Origin of the sequence: Aquabacterium sp. J223 (genome assembly GCF_024666615.1) — a bacterium.
GTDB lineage: Bacteria > Pseudomonadota > Gammaproteobacteria > Burkholderiales > Burkholderiaceae_C > J223.
The window spans coordinates 4,639,972-4,656,067 of the sequence record NZ_CP088297.1 but is presented as its reverse complement, the minus strand read 5'-3'; the positions used below and the strand labels follow the sequence as shown (position 1 = coordinate 4,656,067).

The following is a 16,096-nucleotide window of genomic DNA, read 5'->3' as shown; positions in this document are numbered from 1 at the left end:
GGCCAGCAGGCTGGCCGCGCCGACCGCCAGCGACAAAGCGTGCGCAGCGGCCCCGAGAACCAGCCCAGGCCGATCAGCACCGGCACCGCACCGGCGAGGATGCCCTTCTTCGTAGCCGTCCATCGCGGCGCCGTAGCGCGCGAAGGGAGAACCGGCGCCGACCACCACCAGCAGCGCGTAGAGCCAGTCGTAGCGTGTGTGGCCGGCGAGCGGGCCGCCGGGCGCAGCGGCAGCGTCCGGCCGTCGGTCGGCGTGGGGGAGGGGTGGAGAGCAGGGTCATCGGGGGCCTCGTCAGGCGGCCGGCGCGGGCGTCGGCGTGGCGGCGGTGCCCAGCACCGTTCGCTGCAGCCGCTCGAACTCGCGGTCGGTGTCCCCGGTGCGGCGGGGGCTCGACAGCGTTACTGGTGGCGCGCGGTTGCCGCCGCCATGACCGTCTTCGAGCCAGACCCACAGCCGGCGTTCCCGCACATACAGCATCGCGAAGACGCCGATGATGAGCAGCACCGCGCCCAGGTAGACCAGGGTCTTGGCCCGCGCGCGCGCGACCTGGAAGACGCTGGCCCGCACCTGGTCGAAGCCGGTCAGCGACAGCAGCAGCGGCGCTGGGTAGTGGAAGCCGTCGGACAGCGAGATCACTGACTGCGTCATGAAGGCCCGCGGCCCTGTCGGCGGGCAGCGGCGGCAGGCCAGCGTCGGTCGCGCGACAGTTGCGCCAGTTCGAGCAGGTTGCCTGCTGAGCACCCGCAGCAGCATTCCTCGGAGATGCGGCTGCGTTCGGCCTCGGGCACGGTGCTTTGAGGAAGTCGGCCAGCGCCTGCAGCCCCCCACGCGGCTGGGTCGCCCCGTCGCCGGTCGGCACGGCGCTGGCGAACAGCGCCAGCGCGCCGTCGGCGGTGGCGCGCAGCTGCTCGGCCATCTCCGGCCGGTCGGCGGGCGCCGCACGGCGCACGTAGCGCTGCACCGCCTGGTCGCGCAGGGCGCCGTCGGCCAGGGCAGTGGCGCAGCCGCCGTCAGCCGTCCGAGCGCGCCGGTGTCGCAAAAATCGGCCGGGATGCGCAGGTAGCGGAAGCTCTGGTCGGGGCTGTCGCGCACGCCGGCGAAGAGGGCGCGCTGGCCGTCCACCTCCACCGGCAGCATGAAGTTGTGGAATTCGCGCGCCTGGCCGGCGGCGTCGCGCAGCTTGTAGTTCACCGACGGGCCGACGTTGCGCAGCGTCTTCGGCTTGTTCGACTTGGCGCCCGAGCCGAGGTGATCGCCCAGCGCGCTGGCCAGAGTCGACCCGGCGCACGTCGGTCGAGCCCGGGGCGCCGGCGCCGCTGCCGCCGAGGTTCTCCACGTTGATGACACGCAGGCCGCTGAATTCGAGCGTCAGCGTCTGGTCGGCGCCCGCCTTCCGGCTCGGTGCTGCCGCCCACGGTGCCCTTGACCTCGAACGGCGCGCCGGCGCCGTTCAGCGGCAGCGCCCGCAGGGTGACGCTGGAGCCGCCGTCGTCGAAGCTGCTCTGGTAGATGGCGATGCCGCGGTGGAAGGCCGGCTCGTTGACCTTCACGGTGGCCGCCTTGCGCTCGCCGGTCTCGCGGTCGTGGATGACGACCTGGCTGGCGAACAGCTTGGGCATGCCCGTGTCGTGAGTACTCGACGATGAACTTCGTCAGCTCGATGTCGAAGGGCAGCTCCTGCAGCACCACCCCGCGCGGCTGGTTGATCACCGCCACCCCGGCACGCGCGCCCTCGGGCACCAGCAGGTTGGCGCGGAAGGTCGGGTTGTCGGCGCCCAGGCGGTGCTGGGCCGGCACGTCGCGCAGCAGGCCACCGCCGGTGAAGACGCTCTTGTCCTGCCACCACATCTGCGCGCGCACCACCAGGTCGCCATCGACCAGGCCGCCCAGGCAGATCAGCACGATGGCCGAATGGGCGGCGAGGTAGCCCACCTTGTTGGCCGCGCCCTTGCGCGCCGCGATCATCACGCCGTGCGGGCGCTGATGCACCCTGGGGCGCCAGCCGGCGGACTGCAGCAGCGTGCTCACGCGCTGGAAGGCGCTGTCGCGGTCTTCGGCCAGCCGGCCCTGCGCCTTGTGGTGGAAGGCCTGCAGCGCCTGCTCGCGCAGGCGTTCCTTGGTCGAGCGCAGGTCGGCGGCGATCTTCGGCGCGTTGCGCGCGATGCACAGGCTGGTCGAGGCGACCAGGAAGGCCAGGATCAGCAGGAACCACCAGGTGCTGTAGACGGTGTACAGCCCGACCCGGCCGAACAGCTCGGCCCAGAAGGGACCGAACTGGTTGACGTAGTTGGCGGTGGGCTGCTGCTGCTGCACCACGGTGCCGATCACCGAGGCGATGCAGATGACGGTGAGCAGCGCGATGGCGAAGCGCATCGACGCCAGCAGTTCGAGCGCGTCGCGCCAGGCGCGCGCACGGCGGGCGTCGGCAGGGCGGCTCAGGAGGCTGGCGGACATCGCAGGATTATCCGGGCCGGACCAAGCCGGACCCTGCGGCGGGCCTATCGCAGCCCGGCGATGTAGTCGGAGACCGCCTGGATCTCCTTGTCGCTCAGTCGGGCGGCGATCTGCTGCATCGGCAGGTTGTTGGCGCGCGCGCCGCTGCGGAAGGCGGTGAGCTGGGCCTGCGTGTAGTCGCCGTGCTGGCCGCCGATGCGCGGGTACTGCACCGGGATGCCGGCGCCGGTGGGGCTGTGGCAGCCGGCGCAGGCGGGCACCGCCTTCTCGGCGACGCCGCCGCGGTAGATCTTCTCGCCCAGGGCCACCAGTTCCTTGTTCTTGGCGAAGCCGGGCTTGGCCGACTTGCTGGCGTAGAAGGCGGCGACGTTGCGCATGTCCTCCTCGGACAGCGCCGAGGCGAAGCCCTTCATGATCGGGTTCTTGCGCTTGTCGGTCTTGTACTCGACGAGTTGCTTGACCAGGTAGTCGGCGTGCTGGCCGGCGATGATGGGCTGGGCCGGCGAGCCGCGGCCACCGTCGAAGGCATGGCAGGACGCGCAGACCTGCGTGGCGATGGCCTGGCCGCGGGCCAGGTCGATCTTGGGTGCGGGAGCGTTCTCCGCGGCCATGGCAGGGGAGGGCAAGGCAGAAGGCCAGGGCCACCGCGTGAAGGTTCGCGAGGCGGATCGGGGAAGCCGTCATGGGGTGAGGTGCCGCGAGAGGGAAAACCCACCGATTTTACAATGGCCCATGAGCACCGACGCCCGCGACCCTTCGGTCGCCCCCGCAGACCCTTCCGCCCCGGTGCCCAGCGTCGATGCCAGGACCGCCCTCGGCTGGACCCACACCGCCCGTTTCCTCACCACCGCCAGCCGGCTGGACCAGCTGCCGCCCACCGAGCTGCCGGAGATCGCCTTCGTCGGCCGCTCCAACGCCGGCAAGTCCACCGCCATCAACACGCTGGCGCAGCAGAGGCGGCTGGCCTTCGCGTCGAAGACACCGGGCCGCACGCAGCACATCAACCTCTTCGAACTCGGCCCCAAGGACGCCGCCGACGCGCTGTTCGCCGACCTGCCGGGTTACGGCTACGCCGCGGTGGAGCGCAGCGCCAAGCTGCGCTGGCAGGAGGTGATGGCGCGCTACCTGGAGATCCGTCGCAGCCTGTCGGGCGTGGTGCTGATGGTCGATTCGCGCCTGGGCTTCACCGACCTCGACGACCAGCTGCTGGACTTCGTCGCGCCGCGGGCGGGCACCGGCGAGGTCAAGCTGCTGGTGCTGCTGACCAAGGCCGACAAGCTGAACCGGCGCGAGGCCGATGCCGCCTTGCGCACCGCCGGCGACCGGCTGGGGGCGCTGGCCGGCGGGCAGGCCGACATCGGCGTCACGCTGTTCTCGGCGTTGAAGCGGCAGGGCGTCGACGACGCCGCGGTGCTGCTGCACGGCTGGGCCCATGCCCAGCCCCGGGCCTGAGGCCGGACGGCCCTATTCGGCCAGCGGTGCCAGGTCCTTGAGCACCCGGCGGGCGGCGCGTTCGAGCAGCGAGCGCGGCAGCAGCGCCTTCGCCAGCCCTTCGGCGCGCAGCCGCTGCAGCGCGCCGCGGCGCAGGCACCACGGCCGGCCGTCGTCGCCGGCGTAGAGCCACAGTTCGCCGCGCGGACCGCTGCCGATGGCCTGCAGCGCGCGCCACTCGCCCTGCAGGAAGAAGCGGCACCAGTCGCCCGGGCGCTGCGCTTGCAGCCAGCGCTCGGCCTCGGTGGCGTCGCCGTGCGCGCCGGGGGTGTCGAGCAGGTCGGCCGGCACCGTGAGCAGGTTGCCGACGTCGAGCGTGGTCGGCACCGCGTCGCGAGGCGGGGCGAGGCCGGCTTCGGTGCGTTCGAGCTCGGCCAGCGACGGCGCGAACTGCTGCCGGCGCTGCTCGAACTGGTGGCGCTCGAGTGCGGTCAGCCGCTCCAGCGCCCATTGGTAGCGCCGCTCATCCTGCCGCGGCTCGGCGACCAAGTTGTCGACCAGCGAGGTGAGGTGCGCCTGCGCCGCCGGCGACCGGTCGAGCAGGAAGGCCGCACGGTCGAGGAACTGCCACAGCGGGTGGTGGTAGCCGTCGAGCAGCGTCGGTTCGTTCAGCAGCAGGCGCAACGCGGCCGACTGCAGTCGGGAGACCAGCCATTGCACCGGTTGCCGCAGCTTCCCGTCGCGCAGCAGGCTGTCGAAGAGGCGGCCGAGCAGTTCGATCTGGCGGGGGTCGGCGGCCGGGGGCACTGGCCGGCGCGGCGCTGGCCGCTGGGGCGGGCGCCGGGTCCAGCGGCATCGGCAGGCTGTCGCGCAGCACCTGCAGGTTGGTGTTGGGCCGCAGACCGGCGTCCCAGCGGGTGCGGGTGCCGGCGTTCAGCACGATGGTGCGGTAGGCGCCGGGCTCCACGCCCGCGGCTTCCAGCCGGCTGGTGGCCGCGGCATAGGCGCGACGCAGCGCCTGCGCCAGCGGGAAGGCGGCCTGACGCATGAGCAGCAGCCGATGCGCCGGCGACAGCGGCAGCGCGTTGGCCAGCGCCTGCAGCGCCCGTGCATGGGCGTCCGGCCGGAAGGGGTTCGTCTCCTGCGCCACGTCGACGTCGCCGACCAGCGCGGCGGTGTAGGTGCGCAGCTCGCGCACCTCGTACTCGGCGACGCTGGCGATGGCCTCGACGGTGCGCGACAGCTGCACTTCGGCCGCCACCGCGTCCTCGTCGACCAGCTCGAGCGTCGCCGCCCGGGGCGCGCCCTGCGCCGGCGTCGACTCGCAGCCGGCCGCCCGCAGCGCCTGCTCGCGCAGCGCCTCGACGTAGCGCCCGACCAGCGCGGCGCCGTGGCGGCGCAGCGCTTCGGTCAGCTCCATCGACTGCTGGCGTTCGCCCGGCGTCTGCCGGGCCAGCGCGGCCGGGATGGCGTCCGCCGTGCGCCTCAGCATGTCCTCCACCATGGGCGGTGTCTGCTGCAGTTCCGCCTCGATGAAGGCGAGGAGGGCGGGGTGTGGCGTTTCGCTGGGCATGAACCGGGAATTTTCCTGTCGGGCCGACGCCCCGATCCCCTGAAAAGGCCCCCGGTCCTGCCGACAAATGCGCAGAAGAAAAGGCAAAGAAAAAGGGCCGCATCGCTGCGGCCCTTTCGGAGGCTGGGCACGAGGCCCGGCCACGGACGATCACATGTCCATGCCCATGCCGCCCATGCCACCCATGCCGCCGCCGCCCGGCATGGCCGGGGCGTCTTCCTTCGGCGCCTCGGCGACCATGGCCTCGGTCGTCAGGATGAGCGAGGCCACCGACGCGGCGTTCTGCAGCGCGGTGCGGGTCACCTTGGTCGGGTCCAGGATGCCCATCTCGATCATGTCGCCGTAGGTGTCGTTGGCCGCGTTGAAGCCGTAGTTGCCCTTGCCGGCCAGCACCGCGTTGACGACCACCGAGGCTTCGCCGCCGGCGTTGTAGACGATCTCGCGCAGGGGCGCTTCGATGGCCTTCAGCACCAGGCGGATGCCCGCGTCCTGGTCGGCGTTGTCGCCCTTGATCTCGCCCACGGCCTGCTTGGCACGCAGCAGCGCGACACCACCGCCGGCGACGATGCCTTCTTCCACCGCGGCACGCGTGGCGTGCAGGGCGTCTTCGACACGCGCCTTCTTTTCCTTCATCTCGACTTCGGTGGCGGCACCGACCTTGATCACCGCCACGCCGCCGGCCAGCTTGGCCACGCGCTCCTGCAGCTTCTCGCGGTCGTAGTCGCTGGTGGCTTCCTCGATCTGCACGCGGATCTGCTTGACCCGCGCTTCGATGTCGGCGGCGGCACCGGCGCCGTCGATGATGGTGGTGTTCTCCTTGCCCACCTCGACGCGCTTGGCCTGGCCCAGGTCGGACAGCTGCACCTTCTCCAGCGTCAGGCCGACCTCCTCGGCGATGACCTTGCCGCCGGTCAGGATGGCGATGTCCTCGAGCATGGCCTTGCGGCGGTCACCGAAGCCCGGGGCCTTGACGGCGACGACCTTCAGGATGCCGCGGATGGTGTTGACCACCAGGGTGGCCAGCGCCTCGCCTTCGACTTCCTCGGCGATGATCAGCAGCGGCCGGCCGGCCTTGGCCACCTGCTCCAGCGTGGGCAGCAGGTCGCGGATGTTGCTGATTTTCTTGTCGAACAGCAGGACAAACGGGTTGTCCAGGATGGCCGACTGCTTGTCCGGGTTGTTGATGAAGTACGGAGACAGGTAGCCGCGGTCGAACTGCATGCCCTCGACGACGTCGAGCTCGTTGTTCAGGCTCTTGCCGTCCTCAACGGTGATCACGCCTTCCTTGCCGACCTTGTCCATCGCCTCGGCGATGATCTGGCCGATGGAGTCGTCGCTGTTGGCCGAGATGGTGCCGACCTGCGCGATCTCCTTGGAGGTGGTGGTGGGCTTGCTCTGGGCCTTCAGCTGCTCGACCAGCGCCACGACGGCCTTGTCGATGCCGCGCTTCAGGTCCATCGGGTTCAGGCCGGCGGCCACGTACTTGAAGCCCTCGCGCACGATGGCCTGGGCCAGCACGGTGGCGGTGGTGGTGCCGTCACCGGCGTTGTCGCTGGTCCGGGAAGCGACTTCCTTGACCATCTGCGCGCCCATGTTCTGCAGCTTGTCCTTGAGCTCGATCTCCTTGGCGACCGAGACACCGTCCTTGGTGACGGTGGGGGCGCCGAACGAGCGCTCCAGCACCACGTTGCGGCCCTTGGGGCCCAGCGTGACCTTGACCGCGTTGGCCAGGATGTTCACGCCTTCGACGAGGCGGGCGCGGGCGTCACCGCCGAATACGACTTCTTTAGCTGCCATGTGAGTTCTCCGGGGATTCGAGTTCTGTTGCGATTACTTCTCGACGACGGCGAAGAGGTCTTCCTCGCGCATCACGAGCAGTTCGTCGCCATCGACCTTGACGGTCTGGCCGCTGTACTTGCCGAACAGGACGCGGTCACCGACCTTGATGTTCAGGGCGATGAAGTCGCCCTTTTCGCTGCGCTTGCCCGGGCCGACGGCCAGCACTTCGCCCTGGTCCGGCTTCTCGGCGGCGTTGTCGGGGATCACGATGCCCGAGGCGGTCTTGGTTTCCTGTTCCAGGCGCTTGACGATCACGCGATCGTGCAACGGACGAAGTTTCATCGCATCTCCTTGCGGGTTGGCTCGTGGGGTGCGCCCGGCCGAGGCGGCTGGGCGAAATGCTTCAGCACCTGGACCCGGCGCTGCCGGTCCGGCACTGTTAGCACTCGCCGTAGCTGAGTGCTAGCAAGCGGATTATAGGGGACCCGGGCGCCGGTTCAAGAGGGGCGCCTGTCGTCGGGTTCACCCTTGCGCCTGTGGCGCAAGGCGAGTCCGAGAAGGCCTGCAGGACCAGGCGAGGCCCTCCGGCTCATCGAGCAGCGCCAGGACAGTGCTGCCAGCGAGCGCATCGCGCCGACGGCATCGCCAATGTCGGGGATGAAGTCCAGTCCGGGTCGGGTCAAAAAGCGCCGTGACTTACGCGGGAGGGGGAACGGCTCCGCTAAAACACCAGCGTGGTCATGCCCACGGCCGTCAAGTCGCCCGGAGGTGTGCCGTCCAGGCCTACAAAGCTCGCGACCAAGGTCCAGGTGCCATCGCTGGCTCCGGCCACCTCGACCACGCAGGCGCAGTCCTCGTCGCTCTGCGTTCTGGTTGTGTAGGACAAGCGGGGGCCGGAGCCGGGCTCGCTACCGGGCGCTGGTCGCAAGGACGCCTGAATCGCTCCTCGCGGTGTGCCCATACTGGGCAAGGGCGCGTTGAGCGCCGACGCGACGACGCTGACCACGGACATCGAATGCCCCGCATCTGCCAGGGTGCCCTGTGCCACATGAGACAGGTGCGGGTTGCCGGCCAGCAGCACCAAGCGGGGCACCTTCGCCTTCAGCAGAAGCGAGAAGAACTCGGCAAGGCTGTCGGGGTAGGCGCTCCAACCATCGCCGCGCCCCAGATCCTCTGCCGAGCCTGCCCCGTCGTTGAACGGAAACACCGGAATGGAACCGGCCACGAACAATGGTCGTCCTTCCTTGATGTGGTCCGCGGACGCAGCGAGCCAGCTCTGGAACCAGTCGCGCTGCGTCCGCGACCAGATGCGGCCTCCCGGCGGCATGCGCTCGGTCCTCAGGTCGAGGACGGCGAAGCGGAAACCCGAGGTCTCGAACGAGTACCAGAACCGGTCGGCGGCGACGCCGCCGCCCAGGCCAGCCATCAGGCAGCCGAAGGCGGCTTCTCGGCGCAGGGTGTCGTTCGCGGAATCGTCACGCCCGTTGCGCAGTCCATTGAACCAGTCGTCGCGGATCTCGTGGTCGTCCACGCACAGCCAGGTCGGCACCCGGCTGGCGAGGGCGCCTGCGGAGCCGCACCACAGGTCGGCGTATTGGGCGCGCAGCCGGGCGGCGGTGGGGGGTGTCCATCAGGCCGTAGGTGGCATCGGCGTAGACCAAGTCGCCCAGCAGCAAGGCGGCATCAAGGCCGTCCAACAACGTGGCGTTCTGCGCGTCCGGCGCCTGGAGGACGATGCGCGCCAGCACCCGGTCAGCGTGCTGCTGCTCGAAGCCGCTGGCTTGGTAACGGCAGGAACCGATGAGCAGCCGCACGTCGTTCTGCCGTGACAGCTGTCGGAATGCCCGCGCGTTAAGGCGGACGCTGCCGACGGGATGATGGTGCCGGCTTTGGAAGGCCCGCAGGTAGTCGGGATGGAGTCCGCCGCGGGTGCCGGAAGAGCTGGTTCTAACCTCTGCATCGAAGAACCTCGGCAGAGTTCTCGGTCCCAGGATCTTGTTGAAGGTGCTGCCGACGTTGCCGAACTTGGGTAAGCGGTGTTGACCAGCCCCGGCCACGCCCAAATGCGGCCCCTGGTCCTTGGCGAGATGCGGGCCCATAGTGGGACTGGTCGGATCGAGGCAGTCCCACCAGACGGCGTGTCCAGTACCTTTTTCGATGTCGTTGGTTCCAGGAAACAAGGCCGCGGCCGATTCCCGGCAGACGACGCAGATCCACCAGTGTTGTAGGCGAGCCGGCAGCTGGACTTCCAATGTGCCCGCTCCGTAGAGCAGGTCGATGTTCGTCCAGTCCTTCAGCACTTCGAACTGGACGCTCGGGTGGACGGCCGCGCCGCTGACGCCGACCGCAACCACCTGGCACCAGGCTCCGCCGTGTTCCGCGAACGGCCAGGCGAACGACAAGCGCAGGAGCCCGTGCTGTGCGTCTTGACCGGGCTGCCACCTGCCGATGCGCAGCCATGAGGGCAGTCGCCTTTGTTGCTTTGACGGCGGCGCAGCGGTGCCGAGGGCAGGCGTTCCCGTCGGCGCCCGGAGAAACTGGACCAAGGCGTCGAAGAACTGCGGGGCGTCCTCGCTCACCCACAGGTCGAAATGCCCCCCACGGGCGTGGCGGCGTTATGCCCCGGGTCCCGCGGCGCTGTCGGAGCACCAGCCGGCAATGGGGATACGCCGGCTGTAGCCGATCGAGGCGGATCTTCGATCGCCGTGTGGTGCCCTGCGCGAACGTCGTGGCGAACGGACCATGGACGAACAGCACGGGGAAGTCGTAGTGGGCGGCGATCTTGTCGTCGTGGACATAGACGTCCTCGCCATGGAAATTGACCAGCCGTCCGGCGCGTTCCATTCGCATGAGATGGCGAATCGCCCGCATGCTGGCATGGCGAAACAGCTCCGGCAAGTGACGCCGGACATCGTCGCCGACGTTGTCCCAGGACAGGATGCGGCCGTAGAGGGCGCTGATGCGGCGCATGCCAGGCACCTCGTCCTGTCGGGGCAGGTTGAGCCGGTTGTCGCGCATGCGCATGGCGTCGACATCGTTGACCGGCCAGCTCCATAGCAGCCGGTCGACCACCGCGGCACCTCGGCGCCGGGCGGTCAAGGTGCGGGTGTCGGCCACCACGTCGACCTGCTCCACCCCCAGTGCCCATTCCATGGCGTGAAGGAGTGTCGATTTGAGGTGGTTCGGATAGCTGGGGACGATGTCCATGGACACCTGTACCTGCACCGAAGAGGCCACCATCGATTTCCCGCCACTGTCGCGCAGATGGCCGCCCAGCACCGCCATGTTGAAGACGGCCGACCCCATGCACTGCGCCACGACGTGGATGGGGCGATTGCCGCTTGCCTCGAAGACATGGCGCACCGCAGCGGGCACGTCCTCCCGGCCCAGCACATCGAAGTCCCAGTCCTGGTGACTGGAGGGCAGCGCCACGCTCGTGCGCAGGTCGACGACCCAAATGTCGAAGCCCGCCGCCGTCAGCGCCTGCACGGCGTTGGTCGGCGCTCTGGGCGTAGCGAACATGTACCCCGAGGTGACGAAGGCATGGATGAGCAGGACGGCTGACCGAGGCATCGACGCAGGCACTGCCTGTGGCTCAAAGCGCGTCAGCGCGATCTTGACCGGCCTGTCCTTGACCATGGGCACGAACGTCCGGGTGATTCGCACGCCGGGCCAGTCGGCCTCTACATAGCGGCCTGTGACCGTGTCGAGCGTCTGCCCTGGCAGCGGACCCAGCGTCTGGTCGGCCCCCAGCGTGTAGTCGTTGGGCAGGGGGTTGGGCGCGCTGGGTAGCGGCGTCGGGTAGTGAGGCAGCCGCAGTCGCCAGAAAGACGATTGGAGGAAGCAGCGCGCGACGAAGGCCGCCAGCGACGCGGTGTCCACCCATGCATCGGCCAGCGTGGCATGGTCCCTGAGCTGCGGCATGTCGGTGGTGAGCAGCGGCAGGTTGTTCACCGTCCACGTGCCGCGACCGAGCACACGCCAGTCCTGGCGCCTGATGTCCGCCGGCCACTGATCCACCGGCCAGTCGTCGGCCGAGATGGCCTCGCCCTGCGAACCCTCGGCGATCACCAGCACGTGCAACTCGTGCAGCGCCCGCCAGAAGTGGGTAGGCACGCGCGGGGGCAGCCACGGATCGAGCGCGCCCGTGCTGGGGCGCTGGCGGTAGCCAGGACCATCACCGTAGTGCACCCGCTTGGCCGTAAGGATGCGCACGGGCCCGGAGAATGGCCACGCCACGCCTGCCGGCGGTGCCACCGTTCCGAGGTCATAGCGCAGTACCCGGGCCTCGCCATGGTGGCTCGCCACCTTCAACAGGCCGACCAGGGTTTTCTGAAGCGACCGGCCCAGGAAAGGCGGCAGCGGCAGCTTCTCCACAGCGAAAAGTATGGACTGTCGAGCGCTGCGGCTTTCCAGGCTAAGCATCCATAGGAGAAGGCGCAGCGCTCGGCGCCTCAGGCCCTGCTGAACGATCCAGTCGTGAAGCTCCGCGCGCCCTCGGCTGTGCAGCCAGTGCCGCATGGCGCGCCATACCCTTTCCTCCCGGTTTGATGGCAGTGGCTCCAGCAAGGTCACGCTCACCGTCGGGATGGCCACTTTGACCCGGGCCGTCTCACGTCGTTGCGCATCCGGTGTCGGCAAGGAGGCGGTGAACCACAGCAGATCGAGTTCGGCCGTGGCACGGCTGACTGCGTGCCGAGGGTCTCGCAGCAAGTCCTCCAGGTCGTCAACCTCGGCGCTGACGGTGAGGGTGGCCCGCACGTCTCGGCGAACGTTTGCGGAGGGGGCGTCCGTCCAAGCCGGCACGGGGTCCACCGTGAGTTGCAGTCCACCGGTCATCGATTCACGGAAACGAACCGCGGTGGGCACCCGCCGCCAAGGCAACGGTGCGACCGGCGGCGGCAACTGGGGAGGCGGCTTCGCGGGCGGATTGGCCTGTTGCGTGAGGCCCCAGGTCTGCGCCAATGCATCGCAGGCTCGATCGGCCAGTGCCGCAATGGTCAGCAAGGGGTTGATGCCCAGCGAGGTCGGCACGATGGAGCCGTCCAGCACGACGAGGCTGTCGTGCACGTCCGTGCCGACCGCGGAGGAGAAGACTTGTCCGATCGAGTTGACGACGCCACGTTCTGCGGAATCGGCCATGCGGCACCCGCCCAGTGGATGGACGGTGACCGAACGCTCGGCGAGCACCGGCGCCACAGCCTTCTCGCCTGACGGCAGCTGTTGACTGGACTTGGTGGCATCCAGCAGGTCGGCGGGCGCCGGCGACCACAGGGGATTGGGTACATACCGTCCACCGAAGCGCCCACGGGCCAACGCGCTCACCACTTTGTCGACATCGGCCTGGCGGCAGCGTTCGGTCTTGAAGCTTGGCTCTTCTTGGCGGGGCGCCAGGCTGACGCGGGTCAGGGCAACGGTGTGCCTCCCATCGCCGGCCCGCGTGGCCGAAGAGGTGAACTGCATGTGCCAGCCTGCGTCATCGTGGCCCATCAGCAGCAGGAACTGGGTGCGTTGCTGCTTGTGTGAGTTCAATGCCAGCGGGTCGTCGATCGCGGCATCCGTTTCGCCCCGCATGTTCCAATCGGCGGTGGCATGCGCCGCGGAGAAGGTCGTCACGGCCTCCTCGAACAGGCGGGCGAACGGGTACGGCACGGCGCCGTCCTGGATGATGAAGCGGTCCCTCAGGCTTCGCCGGTCGCTCAGGCTCCGCCGGGTGCGCAGGTCGATCATGCCGGTCGCGGTCGGACCAACTGTGGCGCGACCCGATCCCGACCGCAAGGGATCCGTGCCCTGGCTGCCGACTTCCATCTCACGGGCCTGGGCGTGAATGGCCGCGATGCCGTCGCCATTGCAGGACACGCCCTTGCCGAGTTGCCCGCCGCTGCCCGGATCGAGGTGCCCCAAGGCGCGTCGACCGGCCTCTGTGGACAGTGACTGGTGAAGGATCTGGGGCGTGCCGAAGGTGCCGGCGCACAGCACCACGCGGCGGGCCGTCAACCGGTGCACGCTGCCGGGGACATCGCGCTCGCGCCGGTCATGCGTTCGGCGCAGAGTGACCACCCACCCGGGCTCGTCTGTCGACGAAGGCTCGACCGCCAGCACCGTGGCGCCGGTGTACAGCTCTGCCCCCTGCTGCCAGGCAAGGGCGAGGTAGTTCATGGGCAGGGTGTTCTTGGCGGCGAAGTTGCAACCGGTGATGCAGTTGCCGCACCGCGTGCAAGGCGCCTGCCGGACGCCCGCCGAGTTAGGCAGTGTGAGCGGCACCGGTGCAGGCTGAGGCGTGCCTTGCGTGACGGCAACGTTCGGTGGGCGAACGCGTGGCGTTGCACCGGCGGCCCGGGACAACGGGTCAAGGTCATCGACCAATGCGCTGGACTTGGCAGGCGTCGGCACGAAGGGCCCGGCACCCAGCATGCGCTCCACCGAGGCGAACGCCCCGTCCAAGGCCGTCGCATCGCCGGCGCGAGCGGGAGTACGCAAAGCGGTCGGCCAGAGGTCACGGTCGAAAACGGCTGCCTCTGGACGCTCCACAACGCCGGCATTGATCAACGACCCACCGCCCAGGCCGTTGCCAACGATGGCTGTGACCTCATCGCTCAGGCGAATGTCGAACAAGGCGTGATCAAGGCCCTGCTGCGCCTCATCAATGGCCTGCCCCTGCTTCAACGGCCGCTCAATGCGAGTCTGGGGGATCAGTTGCTCGAACCGGTCGGGGAAGGCGCCCGGCAAAAACTCATCGCCACGCTCGAGCACCACCACGCGCAGCCGTTGCGTCGTGTCCGCCGCCGCCATGGCAGATAAACGCGCCGCCGCGACCGATCCGCCGTAACCGCTACCGACGATCAGCACGTCGATTGGCCGGGTCAGGTCGAGGTGTCTGCTGTCGTCAAGCAGAACCTCCACGCCTCGAGAGAGCCAGTGAGCGGGGACGTGTCGCGTGGAGGTCATGTCAGGCCTTCATGGCTGCGAGGACCGTGGGTGATCCTCGCGCTCCACGCCGATGGTGGCGCGCACCAGCGCCACGAGGCGGGACGGGCTCACCGGCTTGTGCAGCACAAGGAACCGGCCATCGTCGGCGCCTTGCTCCAACTGCGGCGTGGTGTCGCCTGTCAGCAGGATCGCCGGCACCTCGTCCAGCCGCTGCCGGAGCCTGTCGAGCACTTCCAGCCCCGTCTCTTCGGTCAAACGGTGGTCAAGCAGGAGGATCTCGGGCCTAAAGCCGGCCTCGACATGGGCGACGGCGTCGGTCCCGTCGATGGCGGATCGCACGTCGCAGCCGAGGTCGTTAAGCAGCCCGGAAAGGGAACGGAGCAACATGGGATCGTCGTCAACCACCAGGACTCGCGCATCCAAGGCGTCGGCTGCGACCCCTTCAGCCGTCGTCGGCGGGAGCTGCAGTTCACTGGGGGGTTGCGTGGCGACTGGCAACAACACACGGAAGGTTGTCCCCGCGCCCACGGTGCTTTGGACCGACACCGTGCCCTCCATGCGATGCACCAGTCGTCGCACGATGGAAAGGCCAAGCCCCAGGCCTTGATGGCGGTCCCGCGCCTGGTTGCCGACCTGGTAGAACTCTTCAAAGATGCGCGGCAGTTCCTCGTCAGCAATCCCCGGCCCGGTGTCTTCGACGCTGAAGACGATGCGGGGCGCCGCGTCACCGACGTCACCGGCAGCGGGCGCCTCGGACAGCTCGACGTGCCCCATTTCAAGCCCTGCCCGGACCCGCACCTGTCCGGCGGTGGTGAACTTCAATGCGTTGCCGACCAGGTTGCCGAGAATCCGCAGCAGGTGATCCCGATCGGCGTTCACCCACAGCGTGGCGCGCTTCTCGTCAGCGGACGTTGTCTCGACCCAGGTCTCAAGATCCAGCCCTGCCGCAACCGCCTGCGCCGCGAACTGCATGCGGACGGCCTCGACGACGGAGGCAACGTCCAGCGATCGGAGCCGAACCGGCACCGATCCCGCATCCAGGCGCGAGATGTCGAGCAGTCCCTCCAGCAATTTCTCGCTGTCGTCCAACGACTGCGCCAACGTCTCACCAAGATCTACCACCTTCGGGTTCACCGGCGGGCTGCGCGCCCACCGTTGAAGCTGCGCCACCTGGTATCGGAGGGCTTGAAGCGGCTGTCGCAGGTCGTGATTGGCCGCAGCGAAGAAACGGGTCTTGGCGCGGCTGGCCTCTTCCGCCCGATCCCGCTCATGGCGCAGCGATTCGGCGATGGATTCCATCTGCCGGCGCAGCGACAGGACCTTGTGCATGGTGCCGGCACCCTCCCTGACCACCGCGACCAGCGCCGCCATCAGCAAGACCATCAGCAAGCCGATGGGGACGGTTTGGGAGGTGCCCTGCAGCAGCCAACCGATGATCGTCGGCACGCTCATCGCGGCCGCCCATAAGGCGAAACCTCGGGTCAGTCCCACCATGGAGCCGGTGGCGCCTGCCATCTGCCCGACCAGCACAGTGGTGCAGATGTAGTGGGTGATGCCGACAGGTTGCAGGAAGAGAGGAACCGCGATCAACCCGCGCACCACGCCGGTCAGCGATGTCACCACCTCCAGGTGTCGCTCGGTCTGAAGGGCGGAGCCTCCACGTGCGAGGTAGCGGCGGGGAATGCTCCAGCGCCACATGTGCATGGCCTGGTGCAAGGCCACCATCACGGCGGCGATCCAGCCCTGTCCGATATCCGCCATCAGCCACACGATGTACAGGTCCAGCAGCAGGATGGACCACCGGACCCTTCGGGCCTGGTCGACGATCAGCCGCAGCTTCTCGTGAGCAACCTGTTCCTCTAGGGCGGAAATGTCGCCGCCCAGGTCTGGGCCGGGTGCGTTTGCGGAATGGAGCCATTGATCGAACAA

General features: G+C 68.9%; 11 protein-coding genes and 2 pseudogenes. 1 reads left to right on the top strand and 12 read right to left on the bottom strand.

The genetic code is table 11. The features are described from left to right. Positions 1-291: 291 nt before the first annotated feature. From LRS07_RS21905 to LRS07_RS21890, 4 genes and pseudogenes are all read right to left on the bottom strand, one after another. Positions 292-1,260, bottom strand: a complete 969-nt coding sequence (locus LRS07_RS21905; RefSeq protein ID WP_260502201.1) for a cytochrome c biogenesis ResB family protein — start codon at positions 1,258-1,260, stop codon at positions 292-294. Beyond that, positions 1,188-1,619 carry a cytochrome c biogenesis ResB family protein gene (locus LRS07_RS21900; protein WP_260500017.1) on the bottom strand — a complete coding sequence of 144 codons (432 nt, stop codon included), beginning with the start codon at positions 1,617-1,619 and terminating at the stop codon, positions 1,188-1,190. The genes LRS07_RS21905 and LRS07_RS21900 overlap by 73 nt, the downstream gene beginning before the upstream one ends. 34 nt (positions 1,620-1,653) lie before the next feature. After that, positions 1,654-2,373: pseudogene (locus tag LRS07_RS21895) on the bottom strand (cytochrome c biogenesis ResB family protein); the annotation flags it as partial. A gap of 125 nt (positions 2,374-2,498) precedes the next feature. Next, positions 2,499-3,065 carry a c-type cytochrome gene (locus LRS07_RS21890; RefSeq protein ID WP_260500016.1) on the bottom strand — a complete coding sequence of 189 codons (567 nt, stop codon included), beginning with the start codon at positions 3,063-3,065 and terminating at the stop codon, positions 2,499-2,501. 121 nt (positions 3,066-3,186) lie between these two features. Here LRS07_RS21890 and yihA point away from each other — a divergent pair, with 121 nt between their 5' ends. Beyond that, positions 3,187-3,906, top strand: coding sequence for a ribosome biogenesis GTP-binding protein YihA/YsxC (yihA, locus tag LRS07_RS21885; protein WP_260500015.1), 720 nt, complete (start codon positions 3,187-3,189; stop codon positions 3,904-3,906). Between the two features lie 12 nt (positions 3,907-3,918). On the opposite strand, the gene LRS07_RS21880 is transcribed toward yihA, so the two are convergent. From LRS07_RS21880 to LRS07_RS21845, 8 genes and pseudogenes are all read right to left on the bottom strand, one after another. After that, positions 3,919-4,692, bottom strand: a complete 774-nt coding sequence (locus LRS07_RS21880) for a DUF1631 domain-containing protein (RefSeq protein ID WP_260500014.1) — start codon at positions 4,690-4,692, stop codon at positions 3,919-3,921. 172 nt (positions 4,693-4,864) lie between these two features. Then, positions 4,865-5,458, bottom strand: a pseudogene (locus tag LRS07_RS21875) (DUF1631 family protein); the annotation flags it as partial. A gap of 150 nt (positions 5,459-5,608) precedes the next feature. Continuing rightward, a complete protein-coding gene (gene groL, locus LRS07_RS21870; protein WP_260500013.1) occupies positions 5,609-7,255 on the bottom strand; it encodes a chaperonin GroEL in 1,647 nt (548 codons plus the stop codon). Positions 7,256-7,288: 33 nt separating this feature from the next. Then, a complete protein-coding gene (gene groES, locus LRS07_RS21865; RefSeq protein ID WP_047493456.1) occupies positions 7,289-7,579 on the bottom strand; it encodes a co-chaperone GroES in 291 nt (96 codons plus the stop codon). Positions 7,580-7,958: 379 nt separating this feature from the next. After that, the gene (locus tag LRS07_RS21860) at positions 7,959-8,768 is read right to left on the bottom strand and encodes an alkaline phosphatase D family protein (protein WP_260500012.1); all 810 of its coding nucleotides are present in this window, start codon (positions 8,766-8,768) and stop codon (positions 7,959-7,961) included. After that, positions 8,713-9,051 carry a hypothetical protein gene (locus LRS07_RS21855; RefSeq protein ID WP_260500011.1) on the bottom strand — a complete coding sequence of 113 codons (339 nt, stop codon included), beginning with the start codon at positions 9,049-9,051 and terminating at the stop codon, positions 8,713-8,715. Before LRS07_RS21855 ends, LRS07_RS21860 begins: the two co-directional genes overlap by 56 nt. A gap of 133 nt (positions 9,052-9,184) precedes the next feature. Then, the gene (locus LRS07_RS21850) at positions 9,185-14,185 is read right to left on the bottom strand and encodes a GMC oxidoreductase (RefSeq protein WP_260500010.1); all 5,001 of its coding nucleotides are present in this window, start codon (positions 14,183-14,185) and stop codon (positions 9,185-9,187) included. A gap of 9 nt (positions 14,186-14,194) precedes the next feature. Beyond that, positions 14,195-16,096 carry an ATP-binding response regulator gene (locus tag LRS07_RS21845; RefSeq protein ID WP_260500009.1) on the bottom strand — a complete coding sequence of 634 codons (1,902 nt, stop codon included), beginning with the start codon at positions 16,094-16,096 and terminating at the stop codon, positions 14,195-14,197.

Excerpts from the sequence above, each read along its gene's own strand:
- LRS07_RS21900 (WP_260500017.1), bottom strand. The coding sequence starts at position 1,619 with ATGCCCAAGCTGTTCGCCAGCCAGGTCGTCATCCACGACCGCGAGACC.
- LRS07_RS21890 (WP_260500016.1), bottom strand. The coding sequence starts at position 3,065 with ATGGCCGCGGAGAACGCTCCCGCACCCAAGATCGACCTGGCCCGCGGC.
- yihA (WP_260500015.1), top strand. The coding sequence starts at position 3,187 with ATGAGCACCGACGCCCGCGACCCTTCGGTCGCCCCCGCAGACCCTTCC.
- groL (WP_260500013.1), bottom strand. The coding sequence starts at position 7,255 with ATGGCAGCTAAAGAAGTCGTATTCGGCGGTGACGCCCGCGCCCGCCTC.
- groES (WP_047493456.1), bottom strand. The coding sequence starts at position 7,579 with ATGAAACTTCGTCCGTTGCACGATCGCGTGATCGTCAAGCGCCTGGAA.
- LRS07_RS21850 (WP_260500010.1), bottom strand. The coding sequence starts at position 14,185 with ATGACCTCCACGCGACACGTCCCCGCTCACTGGCTCTCTCGAGGCGTG.